Here is a 12744-nt window from a genome sequence, read left to right on the forward strand (position 1 = left end):
GAAAGGTATGGTTCAACTGTCTTATTAGACGGTCATGATCTCTTTTTCTTTTACGGCCAGCACCTTCTCAATCTTCTCGATATAGGTATCTGTAAGCTTTTGGATTTCGGCTTCTCCCGTTTTTTGAAGGTCTTCAGAAATATCAAGCTTTTTAATGTCCTGATTGGCATTTTTGCGGTCGTTTCTTACTCCAATTTTTGCATCTTCAGCTTCGGCTTTGGCCTGTTTTGCCAATTCGCGACGACGCTCCTCTGTTAAAGGGGGAACGTTAATGATCACGCTGTCTCCATTATTCATTGGGTTGAATCCGAGGTTTGCCTGCATAATACCTTTTTCAATGGCAGTGATCATGTTCTTCTCAAATGGCTGAATGGTAAGGGTGCGCGCATCGGGCGTATTTACGTTGGCCACCTGGTTAAGCGGGGTCTGGCTTCCGTAGTAATCTACTCTCACGCTTCCAAGCATTGCCGGGGTGGCTTTCCCGGCCCTAATGTTGAGTAATTGTTTCTCAAGGTGAAGAATGGCTTGATCCATTGCTTCTTTTGTGCTATCGATTATAAAATCTAACTCGTCGTCCATTTCTAAAAATTAATTTTTAAAAATTATATAAGTCTTGTTTGTCTAAAAATTTACTTTGGTACCAATTTTTTCTCCGATTACTACCTTTTCTAGGTTGCCCGGTTTGTTCATGTCAAACACGATAATTGGCAATTTATTTTCCTGGCTAAGGGTGAAAGCCGTAGTGTCCATCACCTTTAATCCTTTTGTAAGTACATCGTCAAAGCTGATAAAGTCAAATTTCTTTGCTTTTTTATCAATTTCAGGATCTGCTGTATAGATTCCATCAACGCGTGTACCTTTTAGAATAACGTCTGCGTCTATTTCGATAGCACGTAAAACTGCTGCCGAATCTGTTGTGAAGTAGGGATTACCTGTGCCACCTCCAAAAATGACTACCCGGCCTTTCTCAAGGTGTCGCATAGCTTTTCTTCGGATAAATGGCTCGGCCACTTCATTGATCTTTATGGCCGATTGTAACCTGGTTTGAATACCGGCATCTTCGAGGGCCGATTGCAGGGCCAGGCCATTGATTACCGTGGCCAGCATTCCCATGTGGTCTCCGGTTACGCGATCCATTCCACGGCTCGCACCTGCCACCCCTCTAAAGATATTACCACCTCCAATGACTATAGCTACCTCAACTCCCCTGTTAGTCACTGCTTTTATTTCTTTGGCATATTCGGCTAAACGTATTGGGTCGATTCCGTATTGGCGGGTTCCCATGAGAGCCTCGCCCGAAAGTTTTAATAAAATTCTTTTGTAATGCATCTACGTGATTTGATGGGTTGTGCAAAACTAAGGAATTTATTAATGTGATATAGCGATAAAAAAGATTATTGGCACGTGCCGGCAGGGAAGATGATTTTCCTATTTTTAACCATGAAGAAATAATTACTTCAAATTAAATTTCACAATGAAGAAAACAGTTGTTTTAAAGGCTTTACTGGTCTTGAGTATCTTTTTAGGATTTTCCTGTGATAAGAATGATGCTATTGAAGGAACCCTGCCGGGCACATGGATTGAAGTGCAACCTGTATATGAACGCACCACACTTTTGTTTTCTTCGGAAAATAAAATGGTAAAAATAGATGGAGAGGGCAATGAAGAGAATTTCTCTTATGAAATTAAAGGAGATTCAATTCATTTGAGTAAACCCGGACAGGAAGATATGCGTAGATTTTTCTTTAAGAAACTTGATCCCGCAAGGTTCCAGATAGGAAATTTTTACACCACCAATCCTGAGGTTGAAGGTGCTTTTATGATCTTTGAACGACAATAATGGGTCTCAAAAAAGGCAAAAAACCCGCTCCTTTTTGGAAGCGGGTTTTTTATTGTATAAAAAGTTTAATGCTTATCCTAAAGCAACTCTTTCAAAAGCAACTACAGAAAGATTGGCATTCTCAGACTTTACATATTCAGCAACAGACATTTTACTGTCTTTGATGAAATCCTGGTTTACAAGAGTGTTGTCTTTAAAGAAACGCTTGATCTTACCTTTAGCGATATTGTCAAGCATACCTTCTGGCTTACCTTCCTGTCTTAGTTGATCTTTAGCGATCTCTATTTCTTTCTCGATCACAGACTGGTCAACACCTTCTTCATTAAGAGCAACAGGGTTCATGGCAGCTGCCTGCATAGAAACGTTCTTGGCAATTTCGTCAGCGTTTTCTGTTTGTTCAGAAAGTCCTGTCAAAACAGCAATCTTGTTACCTGCGTGGATGTAAGAACCTACGAAAGGAGCTTCAAGAGTCCTGAAGTCACCAATCTCGATTTTCTCACCAATAACACCAGTTTGTTCAGTTAATTTCTCCTGTACAGTGATGCCTTTGTAATCTTTTGCAAGTAGTTCTTCTTTTGAATTTACGTTCAAAGCAAGATCAGCGAAGTCTTGAGCAAGTTGAATGAAAGATTCATTCTTAGCAACGAAATCTGTCTCACAGTTAAGGGAAACGATCACACCTCTGGTGTTGCCTTCATTCACTGTAGCAATTACGGCTCCTTCAGAAGATTCTCTGTCGGCACGATTGGCAGCAACTTTTTGGCCTTTCTTACGAAGTACTTCAATAGCTTTTTCGTAATCTCCTTCGGCTTCAACCAATGCCTTTTTACAGTCCATCATACCGGCACCGGTTGCTTTTCTCAATTTATTTACTTCTGCGGCGGTTATATTAGCCATAGTCTTAAATGTATTTTATTAAAAAAAAATAAGTCGTTTAGTTAAATTCAAATGAATGCAACCAAACGACTTACAGATCAATATTATTAACTTCTATTCTTCTTCGTCGTTAGAGCTTGCATTAGCTAAAGTCTCTTTTTTAGACTCCAGCTTTACATCCTGCTGAGCTTCTTTCATGTCTTTTTTATCCTGTGGATCTGTAGACGGAACTTCAGCTTCTACTCTTGGCTTTCTTGCCTTAGGAGCTTTTTTTGCAGGTTTGTCTTCTGCAGAATCTTCTTCTTTACCTTCTTTTCCTGAAGCTTTTCTTTCAGAAAGGCCTTCTACGATAGAGTCGGCCACGTAAGAAACTACTTTGCTAATTGATTTGGAAGCATCATCGTTTGCAGGGATAACATAATCCACATCTCTTGGATCTGAATTGGTGTCAACCATTGCAAAAATTGGAATGTTTAATTTTTGAGCTTCTTTAACCGCGATGTGTTCACGAGTGATGTCTACTACGAATAGGGCACCTGGAAGGCGGCTCATATCGGCAATAGAACCTAAGTTTTTATCCAACTTAGCTCTTAAACGATCTACTTGTAAGCGTTCTTTCTTAGAAAGTGTGTTGAAAGTACCGTCTTTCTTCATTCTATCGATAGAAGCCATTTTCTTAACAGCTTTACGAATAGTAACGAAGTTGGTCAACATACCACCAGGCCATCTTTCGGTGATGTAAGGCATGTTAGCTCTTTCGGCTTGTTCAGCAACAATTTCTTTTGCTTGTTTCTTGGTAGCTACGAAGAGTATTTTTCTACCACTGGCTGCAATTTTGCTAAGAGCCTCACCGGCTTCCTGCATTTTAGCAGCACTCTTGTATAGGTTGATGATGTGAATCCCATTGCGCTCCATGTATATGTAAGGCGCCATGTTCGGGTTCCATCTTCTTGTGAGGTGTCCAAAATGTACACCTGCATCAAGTAATTCTTTTACTTCTACTTTGTTTGCCATTTTTGTAATAGTTTACGTTCTGTTGAGATAGCAACAACCAGGTGGCGATACAATATCAGGCCCTGACCGTTTAGATGCTAAACTAACCACCGGCACTTCGACGAGCTTAGTGTGATTCCGGAGTAACAACAAAAATCTAATGATTTAAATGAACTTTTAGTGTCTTTAAACACCAAATAATATTAACGTTTAGAGAACTGGAATTTCTTACGAGCTTTCTTCTGACCGAATTTCTTACGTTCAACCATTCTTGGGTCTCTGGTAAGTAATCCTTCTGGCTTAAGAGTGCTTCTGTTCTCGGCGTCTAACTCTACCATAGCTCTTGAAAGGGCAAGGCGAATAGCTTCGGCCTGTCCTGTGATCCCACCACCGTAAACATTTACTTTGATGTCAAAGCTTTCGTTGTTTCCGGTCATGTTAAGAGGCTGTCTTACCTTGTACTGAAGCGTGCTTGTAGAGAAGTAATCCTTAACGTCTTTTTTGTTTACAGTGATGTTCCCGCTTCCTGTAGAAACGTACACACGTGCAACAGCCGTTTTTCTACGGCCAATTTTGTGAATAACTTCCATTACTTAAGATCGTTTAAGTTAATAGTTTTTGGCTTTTGCGCCTGAACGTCATGCTCAGATCCAGCAAAAACTCTTAGGTTACGGAAAAGATCTGCTCCAAGTTTATTCTTTGGTAACATTCCTTTTACTGCATTTTCCACAAGTCTCTCAGGACCTTTTGTGAATAATTCCGTTGCAGTTAAACTTCTTTGACCCCCAGGATAGCCGGTGTGGCGAATGTACTCTTTAGAGTCCCATTTCTTTCCTGTTAAGTTGATCTTCTCGGCATTGATAACAACTACGTTATCACCGCAATCAACGTGTGGGGTAAAATTAGCTTTGTACTTTCCTCTTAGTAGCTTTGCTACTACAGAAGAAAGGCGGCCCAGGGCCTGTCCTTCAGCGTCTACAACAACCCACTCCTTATTTACAGTGGCTTTGTTGGCAGAAACCGTTTTGTAGCTTAATGTGTCCACACTAATTAAATTTACTTAATAATTAAACATTCCATTCCCTGCATAAAACAGGGGTGCAAATGTACAACTATAAATTTATATTACAAATGGCACTTTCAATAATTTAAAAGGTTTAAATAAACTGATTTTCAGGAGTATTTACTTTTATATAATAAGAGCCTTTTTTCTCTTCATAATGGGATTAGTGAAACCCACTGCCCCGCCTTCTTCTTTCAGAAACTTTTTTTGAATGAATTTTCCCTTCCTCTGGCCGCTTGCCTAAAGGGTTTAGTCGTTAAAAAGCACATAATCACCGACTAAAGGATTTTTTTGTGTTAAAAAATTATTAAAAAAGATTAACTGCATTTATCTTTGCACCCTGTTTCAATGAAAAAGAAAAGGATAAGAAATGAAAAAAACGTTACAAAGAATGATGATTGGCGGAGTAGGACTAAGTATGCTAATTTCCTGTTCTGCAGATAGTGTGAATGATGATGCGCTATCCCTTAATGCCACAACCTCTACTGTGCCCACCCAAAATCTTACTATGAATGATTTGGCCGGCACCTGGAACATGTATTCCATGACCTCTGTTGGAGAAGGAAAGACTGTAGATTTTGATCTGGATGGGAATTCTACTTATGATCTCCTTAAAGAAACCGATTGTTTTGACAATATGTTTTTTGTTTTTGAAACCGATGGTGATGTTTTGACCGAACATGCCAGACTGTTTTTTGACGGTACTTCTGGAAAATTTACCTGCGCTACCACAGGCCAGTACGCTGCGACATATCAAATAAGTGGGAATGACCTTACCGTTACTTTTACAGTGAATGGTGTGGAGTATACCCAGTCTAAAACCGTTTCCCGCTTCAGTGAAAATGGGAAAGAATATTTAAAAGTAACACTGACTGAAGCAGAGACCGATTCGGCTGTTTATGTAGCCAAAGATCCGGGAAACACTGTAGCTTCCGATATCAAGCAAATTGATATGGTATACCAAAGAGCTGAATAAAGTAATTTTTGCCCCAAAAAAGAAGAGGTCGTCTAAAAAGTAATTTTTAGGTGGCCTTTTTTCATGATAAGATTTTCAAGGAGGGTTTTTCCTTTTTCACGTTGTAGTGAGCATTGAAAAAGTTGGTTATATAGCCCCCTCTAGACTATATTGAACTTCTTTAAATTGTGTGCCATCGCTATTAACCCTATTTCGGTGGTTACTTTCTCCATACCCCGGAGCATAAACCGTTTGAAGCCCATATTTTGTTTAATATTTCCGAAGACGGCCTCTACATCCCAACACCTGCGCTTACGATGAGCTATTCCTTCGTCGCTAAGCAGTAGTTTTTTTGCTTTCTCTTTCAGGCGGATCAGGTTGTGGTTGCGTTCAATGATCCTGTTTCCCTTGGCTTTATAACAGCTACCCCGCAAAGGACATCCCTGACAGTTCTGGGCCTGGTAGCGGGGGATTTGCTGAATAAAACCATTTTTGGTTTTCCCTTCGTAGGTATGAGTTTTTCTCATCGCCTGCCCCATGGGACAGTAATAAGTATCTGTTTCTGGATTGTAAAAGAAGTTGTCGGGATGAAACGGGTTTTCCCTGTACTTTTTATCCCGCTGCTCTTTATGGAAGTAATTGTATTTTACAAAAGCAGTAATGTTCTTGTCTTCTAAGTCTGTATAGTTTTCTTCGCTACCATAGCCCGCATCAGCGGTAAGTGTTTCAGGAGTTTGACCGTAGGATTCGATATGATCTTTAAGGTGCTCTTTTAAAGTAGTAGTATCAGCAGTAGTTTGAGCAAGGGTGTAGTTGGTGATAAACTGGTTGTTGGTAGAGGCTTGTAAATTATATCCCGGCTTTAACTGTCCGTTTTGCATATAATCATCCTTCATGCGCATAAAGGTGGCATCGGGATCTGTTTTACTGTAGCTGTTTCTCTTCCCCAGGATAGCTTCCTGTTCAGTGTACTTCTCCAGGTTTTTCGGCCAGTTTTTTTTGGCATAGTTTAGCTTTTGTCTGACCTTTTTATCTACCTCTTTATCCTGCAAAGCCTGATTGATAGTATCAATGGTCTGTGCTACTTTTTCAGGATCGATCTCTTCAAAGTCGGGCTGGTTAGGAAGCATCTGTTCTTCCGCATAAACCTTCTCAACATAGGCCCAGAGTTCCTTGAGCTGTTTCTTAATTCGCTCTTTACTGGTCTTGATGGATTTGCCCCATACAAAGGTATGGCGATTGGCATTGGCCTCTATTTTGGTGCCATCTACGTAGAGTTCTTTGAGAGATAGCACTCCCTGTTCAGCCAGTAATACAACTACCTGATTGAAGATGTTTTTAAACTTACCCTTTAATCTTTTGCCTCTGAAATCATTGATGGTGTTATGATCTGGCTTGCTTTGTCCGCTAAGCCACATAAAATGAACATTCTCCTGTAGTGCCTGTTCAATTTTTCTTGAGGAATAAATGTTTCTCAGGTAAGAATAGATCACCACCTTTAGAAGCATCCGTGGATGATAGCTGGAGGTGCCTCCTCCTTTATAGCTCTTCGCAAGAGCGCTAATATCTAAATGATCTACAATGGTATTGACAATCCGGACAGGGTGATTTTTCGGAACCAGATCATCATAGCTTGGGGGAATAAGACTTAGTTGGTTCTGATGATAAGTCTTAAAAACTACTTTTCTGCTCATACTTTAAAAATAAGCAGCTCCACCTTTTTATACAAAAAAAGACTGCCTTTTCAGACAGCCTCTTCTTTTTTAAGGTATAAGGAATAATGTTTAAGGAATATGGTTTTGGCAAACAAAAGTTAGTATTTAAAACCCTTGTTATACCTGCAGTGCTTATGCTACTTTAAAATCCTCATCTTTCAATTCAACACTAAATTTGATATTAGCTTTTAAAGCTCGGAATACTTTCAAAATCGTCTCAATAGTTACGTTTTTTGCATTTCGTTCTAGTTTGGAAATTTGCGATTTTTGAACACCTACCAATTCTCCGAGCTGTTCTTGAGTCAGTTGTCTTTCTTTTCTGGCAGATTTTATCATTTCTCCTAAAACTTCCAATTTCAGGTCAAACTCATGTTTGTCACGCTCCTTTGTTCCAACTTCACCAATATGTTTGTCTTTCATTTGATCGAGCGTCATCATTTTCATTTTTTCCTTTGGGGTGTCCATAACCTTTGATTTTTATTGCTCAAAATATTCTTTCTTTATCTGTTTTGCTTTTTCAATTTCTTCTTTTGGCACTTTATCGGTTTTTTTGATAATGCCGTGTGTGGAAATTACAAGTGTTTCAGTTTTTCCCGTTTTATCCCAGAAGGCAAATAATCTATATTGTAGTCCTCTGAATTTGGTTCTGAATTCCCATATATCATCTGTAAGTTTCTTGAATAATTTTGGGTCGTTTACAAGTTTCGCTTTATCTAAATTGTAATAAATTTTCTTTCTCGTTTTCTCGTCCAGGTTTTCAAGAAAGTCAATTGCCTGCTCTAGAAAAACGACTTCAAACTTTTTCTCCATTCAGATTGCTTTGTTGTTCTCCAATAACAAAACTAATGCAAAGTTTCAATATATGGAAACTTTTGTAGATGAGATTACATCATAAGTAACATAATTGAATCATCTATCTCCTTAATCCTTAGACCTTATCCCTTAATGTGCTTCCAGCCAGTTTTCTCCCAGGCCAAGCTCTACTTCCAGGGGTACTTCCATTTTAAAGGCGTTCTCCATTTCATGTTTCACCATTTTTTCAATGTCCTGTAATTCGGGACGGTACACATCAAAAACAAGTTCATCATGAACCTGTAGCAACATTTTTGTTCGGTAATTGCCCTCCTGTAGCTTTTCGTGGATATTAATCATAGCCAGCTTAATGATATCGGCGGCACTTCCCTGTATGGGGGCGTTTACAGCATTTCTTTCGGCTGCACTCCGCACCATCTGGTTACGGGAATTGATATCCCGCAAATATCTTCTTCTGCCGAGCACTGTTTGCACATACCCATGTTCACGGGCAAATTCTACCTGTTCACTAATAAAATTCCGAAGCTTTGGATAGGTCTTATAATAAGTGTCTATAAGTTCTTTTGCTTCTCCTCTTGAGAGTTCGGTTTGATTGCTTAATCCAAAAGCTGAAACTCCGTAAACAATTCCGAAGTTCACTGTTTTTGCATTACTACGTTGCTCCCGGGTCACCTCTTCTATAGGTACATTAAAGACTTTTGCAGCAGTAGAAGCGTGAATATCCTGATTCTGTTGAAATGCAGAGATCATATTATCTTCCTGACTCAAGGCTGCGATAATTCTCAGTTCTATCTGCGAATAATCTGCCGCCAGTAAAATATGGTCTTCATCTCTTGGAACAAAGGCCTGTCGCACCTGTCGTCCCCTCTCGGTACGGATTGGAATATTCTGAAGGTTGGGGTTTGTTGAGCTCAATCTTCCGGTAGCCGCGACCGTTTGCATGTAATCTGTATGTACTCTGCCCGTATTCTCATTTACCTGCAGGGGCAGGGCATCAATATAGGTATTCTTGAGTTTTACGAGTCCGCGGTAGTCGAGTACCTGTCGCACTATTGCATGCTGCGGCGCCAGGGCCGAGAGAATTTCTTCACCCGTAGAATATTGTCCCGATTTTGTCTTTTTTGGCTTCTCTACCAGTTTCAGTTTTTCAAATAGAATGATACCGAGCTGTTTTGGAGAGCCTATATTAAACTCTTCTCCTGCGGTCTCAAAAATGGTATTTTCAAGGTGCTTTATATCTTTATCTAATGCTTCGGAAAGGCTCGCCAGGAAATCTTTATCCAGTTTTATCCCTTCCAGCTCCATATCGGCCAGCACCCGTACCAACGGAATCTCAATCTCATTGAAAAGTTTTTCAGTATTGGCTTCCTTTAATTCAGGTGTAAAATGCTGTTTCAGCTGAAGAATGACATCGGCATCTTCGGCGCTGAATTCGGTTTGCTGTTCCAGCGAAATATCGCGCATGGATTTTTGGTTCTTTCCTTTTCCCAGCAATTCTTCCACAAAAACGGGAGAATAATTTAAGTATGTTTCTGCAAGTACGTCCAGGCTGTGGCGCATATCGGGGTTGATAAGATAATGCGCGATCATGGTATCAAACAGCGGTCCTTTAAACCTGATGTTGTATTTGGCCAGTACTTTAATATCGTGTTTTAAGTTTTGCCCTACTTTTTCAATGTCTTCAGCTTCAAAGAAAGGACGGAGTTTTTCCATGACTTCCTGTGCTTCGGCCCGATCTTCGGGTACCGGAAGGTAAAATCCTTTTCCGGCTTCCCATGAAAATGCAACACCAATAATTTCTGCGGAAAGAGGGTTCGTTCCGGTGGTGGTGAACTCAAAACAAACGCATTTTTGCTTCATTAAATTCTGAAGGAAAAGCTCCATTGCAAAACCGGAATTTACGCTCTGGTATACATGAGGTACATCTTTAATGGTCTTTCTTCCTGAAAATTTCTCCACACTTTCGGCTGCTTCGGTGCCAAAAAGGGAAAATTGTCCGGCTCCTGCTTCCCGTTCCTGGGCTTTTGCGGTAGCTGTGCTGGTTACCTGGGTAGGCCTGGCTGTTTCTTCTCCCGAAAACAACTTCAAAAATTGCTCTTTTAGACGCCTGAATTCCAGTTCTTCAAAGATCTCCTGTACCTTTTCGGCATCGGGTATAGAAAGTTCATAATCTTCAGCGTGAAATTTCACATCACAGTCGGTCATAATGGCGGCCAATTGTTTAGACATCATACCCTGTTCGGCATGGGCCTCCACTTTTTCGCGCATCTTCCCTTTGAGCTTGTCGGTATTTGCCAGCAGGTTTTCCATGCTGCCAAACTCTTTCAGGAATTTCTTGGCAGTTTTTTCACCCACTCCCGGCAGTCCCGGAATATTATCTACTGCATCGCCCATCATTCCGAGGAAATCTATCACCTGCTCGGGGCGTTCTACAGCAAATTTCTTCTGTACTTCGGGGATTCCCCAAATTTCAATTCCGTTACCCATGCGGGCCGGGCGGTACATAAAGATGTTTTCGGAGACCAGCTGCGCAAAATCTTTATCGGGCGTTACCATGAAGACTTTATAACCTTCTTTTTCTGCCTGTTTTGCCAGGGTGCCAATAATATCATCGGCCTCACAGCCGGGCAGCACCACCACGGGAATGTGCATGGCAGTCAATATTTCCTGGATGTAAGGAATAGCTTTTAAAATAGGTTCGGGCGTGGCATCGCGGTGCGCCTTGTAAGCCTCAAACAATTCGGTGCGGGCAACACTTCCTTCCTTGTCAAAACACACGGCCAAATGATCGGGCTGCTCACGCCTTATAACGTCAAACAGCGAATTCATAAAGCCCATAATGGCCGAGGTGTCAAGACCCTTGGAGTTCACAATGGGATTGTTGATAAAAGCGTAATATCCCCTAAAAATCAGGGCGTAAGCATCGAGAAGGAATAGGCGTTTTTGTTCGGGCATGAATTAAATTTTAAGAGGATAAATTTACGAAACTTAAATGAGTATTAAGGTGCCTTGCACGGGAGTGAGGTTTATGTATTCAGTGTTAATCCAATAGCAGTGAATTGTAAGTTTAAAGCCAATAACCCTGCGCCCTCAAAAAAGTATGCCGGTATGCTTTTTCTGAAAAACATACCGGCACAACGCTTTTTTATCTATAAACTTCAGGAGTAACCTGACTTTTACACGGATAATTCTCTGTTCCTGTTTCTAAATCCGTAGAAAAAGATATACCCATAACATAACATGACCAGGATAAGGGCAAGATTAAATCCGAAGGAATCTGTAAGGTATCCAAAAGCAGGAGGAATAATGGCACCACCCACAATCATGGTACACAATACCCCCGAGCCCTGTGGTTTGTTGTCGCCAAGCCCGTCAAGTGCAAGACTAAAAATGGTGGGAAACATGATAGAATTGAACAGCCCTACCGCGATAAGCGTCCACATGGCTACCAGCCCCGTGGTAATATTTGAAATGAATACCAACCCAATAGCACAGACAGCAAAGGTGCTCAATACCATTGCCGGATTAAGAATTTTGGTAAGATAGGAACCAATAAAGCGGCCAATCATGGCACCGGTCCAATAGAAGGTAACAAAAACACCCACTACGGCCATATCTGTAGACGTGGTAACGCCCGAAGACAGGATCCATTCGGCGAGGGTTCGCATAAATGGCGTTTCCCGAATCACGTCAGGCAGGTTAAGAGTCAGGAAATAGTTGACCATATATGAACCTATCGCTACTTCGGCACCAACGTAGAAGAACAAACCAAAGGCACCCATGATAAGATTTCGGTCTTTAAGCACTATGCCATAATCATTAGAAGCTTCGGTATCTGTTACCTTCGGAAGGTTTACAAAAAGGAATACCAGTGCGATAAGGATGATAAAAATTGCAATACCCACGAAAGGCGTTTGTACGGCTGCAGCTTCCGAAGCATAGTATTTTACCTGTTCAGCTTCGGTCATGTAAGCGATCTCTTCTTTGGTCATTACCTTGTCGCTTAAAATCAATAAAGCTCCCAAAGCCGGAGCGATAGCAGTTCCCAGGGAATTAAAAGCCTGCGAAAGGTTAAGACGGCTGGATGCAGTCTTTGCCGGGCCCAGTATAGTTACGTATGGGTTGGCTGCCACCTGTAGGATGGTGATCCCACCCGCCAGTATAAAATAGCCCAGCATAAATACTCCAAACACGCGGTAAGATGCCGCAGGCCAAAACAGGAGGCACCCTGTAGCCATGGTGAAAAGCCCCAGTACAATCCCTTTTTTATATCCTATTTTAGAGAGCAGCCAGCCCGCCGGGATTGACAATAAGAAATAGGCGCCAAAAAAGGCAAATTGAACCATCCCTGCCTGAAAGTACGAAAGCGTAAAGACTTCTCGTAACCTGGGGATAAGCGAGTCAACCAGCACGGTAATAAAGCCCCATAAAAAGAAGAGGACAGTAAGAAAAATAAATGCGGTACGATAGGATTTTTTTTGTTCCATTT

At 41.1% G+C, this 12744-nt stretch carries 13 protein-coding genes; 2 read left to right on the forward strand and 11 right to left on the reverse strand.

The window, feature by feature from the left end:
• Positions 1–24: 24 nt before the first annotated feature.
• On the reverse strand, positions 25–579 hold the full coding sequence (gene frr / locus VS868_RS08725; protein WP_266068004.1) for a ribosome recycling factor: 555 nt from the start codon (positions 577–579) through the stop codon (positions 25–27).
• 42 nt (positions 580–621) lie between these two features.
• Positions 622–1329, reverse strand: coding sequence for a UMP kinase (gene pyrH / locus VS868_RS08730; protein WP_266068003.1), 708 nt, complete (start codon positions 1327–1329; stop codon positions 622–624).
• A gap of 145 nt (positions 1330–1474) precedes the next feature.
• Between pyrH and VS868_RS08735 the strand changes: the two genes are divergently transcribed.
• Positions 1475–1840, forward strand: coding sequence for a hypothetical protein (locus tag VS868_RS08735; protein WP_266068002.1), 366 nt, complete (start codon positions 1475–1477; stop codon positions 1838–1840).
• Positions 1841–1912: 72 nt separating this feature from the next.
• Here the strand turns inward: VS868_RS08735 and tsf are convergent, their stop codons facing one another.
• The 4 genes from tsf to rplM all read right to left on the reverse strand — a co-directional run bounded on the left by tsf (position 1913) and on the right by rplM (position 4754).
• Positions 1913–2737, reverse strand: coding sequence for a translation elongation factor Ts (gene tsf / locus VS868_RS08740; RefSeq protein WP_266068001.1), 825 nt, complete (start codon positions 2735–2737; stop codon positions 1913–1915).
• 93 nt (positions 2738–2830) lie between these two features.
• The gene (gene rpsB, locus VS868_RS08745) at positions 2831–3730 is read right to left on the reverse strand and encodes a 30S ribosomal protein S2 (protein ID WP_266068000.1); all 900 of its coding nucleotides are present in this window, start codon (positions 3728–3730) and stop codon (positions 2831–2833) included.
• Between the two features lie 182 nt (positions 3731–3912).
• A complete protein-coding gene (gene rpsI, locus VS868_RS08750) occupies positions 3913–4299 on the reverse strand; it encodes a 30S ribosomal protein S9 (protein WP_029035773.1) in 387 nt (128 codons plus the stop codon).
• The gene (rplM, locus tag VS868_RS08755; protein ID WP_266067999.1) at positions 4299–4754 is read right to left on the reverse strand and encodes a 50S ribosomal protein L13; all 456 of its coding nucleotides are present in this window, start codon (positions 4752–4754) and stop codon (positions 4299–4301) included. Before rplM ends, rpsI begins: the two co-directional genes overlap by 1 nt.
• 388 nt (positions 4755–5142) lie before the next feature.
• Here rplM and VS868_RS08760 point away from each other — a divergent pair, with 388 nt between their 5' ends.
• Positions 5143–5748 carry a lipocalin family protein gene (locus VS868_RS08760; RefSeq protein ID WP_345596774.1) on the forward strand — a complete coding sequence of 202 codons (606 nt, stop codon included), beginning with the start codon at positions 5143–5145 and terminating at the stop codon, positions 5746–5748.
• A gap of 140 nt (positions 5749–5888) precedes the next feature.
• Here VS868_RS08760 and VS868_RS08765 read toward each other — a convergent pair whose 3' ends face one another.
• From VS868_RS08765 to VS868_RS08785, 5 genes are all read right to left on the reverse strand, one after another.
• Complete coding sequence (locus tag VS868_RS08765; RefSeq protein ID WP_345596777.1) at positions 5889–7421, reverse strand: IS1182 family transposase; 1533 nt, start codon at positions 7419–7421, stop codon at positions 5889–5891.
• 153 nt (positions 7422–7574) lie between these two features.
• On the reverse strand, positions 7575–7907 hold the full coding sequence (locus VS868_RS08770; protein WP_345596779.1) for a helix-turn-helix transcriptional regulator: 333 nt from the start codon (positions 7905–7907) through the stop codon (positions 7575–7577).
• A 12-nt stretch (positions 7908–7919) separates the two neighbouring features.
• Positions 7920–8252 carry a type II toxin-antitoxin system RelE/ParE family toxin gene (locus VS868_RS08775; RefSeq protein WP_266067996.1) on the reverse strand — a complete coding sequence of 111 codons (333 nt, stop codon included), beginning with the start codon at positions 8250–8252 and terminating at the stop codon, positions 7920–7922.
• A 132-nt stretch (positions 8253–8384) separates the two neighbouring features.
• A complete protein-coding gene (gene polA / locus VS868_RS08780; protein WP_345596782.1) occupies positions 8385–11210 on the reverse strand; it encodes a DNA polymerase I in 2826 nt (941 codons plus the stop codon).
• 221 nt (positions 11211–11431) lie between these two features.
• On the reverse strand, positions 11432–12742 hold the full coding sequence (locus VS868_RS08785; RefSeq protein WP_345596784.1) for a sugar MFS transporter: 1311 nt from the start codon (positions 12740–12742) through the stop codon (positions 11432–11434).
• Positions 12743–12744 lie beyond the last annotated feature (2 nt).

Origin of the sequence: Salinimicrobium sp. 3283s, from assembly GCF_039602225.1 — a bacterium.
Classification (GTDB): Bacteria; Bacteroidota; Bacteroidia; order Flavobacteriales; family Flavobacteriaceae; genus Salinimicrobium; species Salinimicrobium profundisediminis.

What these genes read in the sequence shown, in the direction of transcription:
- frr (WP_266068004.1), bottom strand. Translation starts at nt 579, where the DNA reads ATGGACGACGAGTTAGATTTTATAATCGATAGCACAAAAGAAGCAATG.
- pyrH (WP_266068003.1), bottom strand. Translation starts at nt 1,329, where the DNA reads ATGCATTACAAAAGAATTTTATTAAAACTTTCGGGCGAGGCTCTCATG.
- VS868_RS08735 (WP_266068002.1), top strand. Translation starts at nt 1,475, where the DNA reads ATGAAGAAAACAGTTGTTTTAAAGGCTTTACTGGTCTTGAGTATCTTT.
- tsf (WP_266068001.1), bottom strand. Translation starts at nt 2,737, where the DNA reads ATGGCTAATATAACCGCCGCAGAAGTAAATAAATTGAGAAAAGCAACC.
- rpsB (WP_266068000.1), bottom strand. Translation starts at nt 3,730, where the DNA reads ATGGCAAACAAAGTAGAAGTAAAAGAATTACTTGATGCAGGTGTACAT.
- rpsI (WP_029035773.1), bottom strand. Translation starts at nt 4,299, where the DNA reads ATGGAAGTTATTCACAAAATTGGCCGTAGAAAAACGGCTGTTGCACGT.
- VS868_RS08760 (WP_345596774.1), top strand. Translation starts at nt 5,143, where the DNA reads ATGAAAAAAACGTTACAAAGAATGATGATTGGCGGAGTAGGACTAAGT.
- VS868_RS08765 (WP_345596777.1), bottom strand. Translation starts at nt 7,421, where the DNA reads ATGAGCAGAAAAGTAGTTTTTAAGACTTATCATCAGAACCAACTAAGT.
- VS868_RS08770 (WP_345596779.1), bottom strand. Translation starts at nt 7,907, where the DNA reads ATGGACACCCCAAAGGAAAAAATGAAAATGATGACGCTCGATCAAATG.
- VS868_RS08775 (WP_266067996.1), bottom strand. Translation starts at nt 8,252, where the DNA reads ATGGAGAAAAAGTTTGAAGTCGTTTTTCTAGAGCAGGCAATTGACTTT.
- polA (WP_345596782.1), bottom strand. Translation starts at nt 11,210, where the DNA reads ATGCCCGAACAAAAACGCCTATTCCTTCTCGATGCTTACGCCCTGATT.
- VS868_RS08785 (WP_345596784.1), bottom strand. Translation starts at nt 12,742, where the DNA reads ATGGAACAAAAAAAATCCTATCGTACCGCATTTATTTTTCTTACTGTC.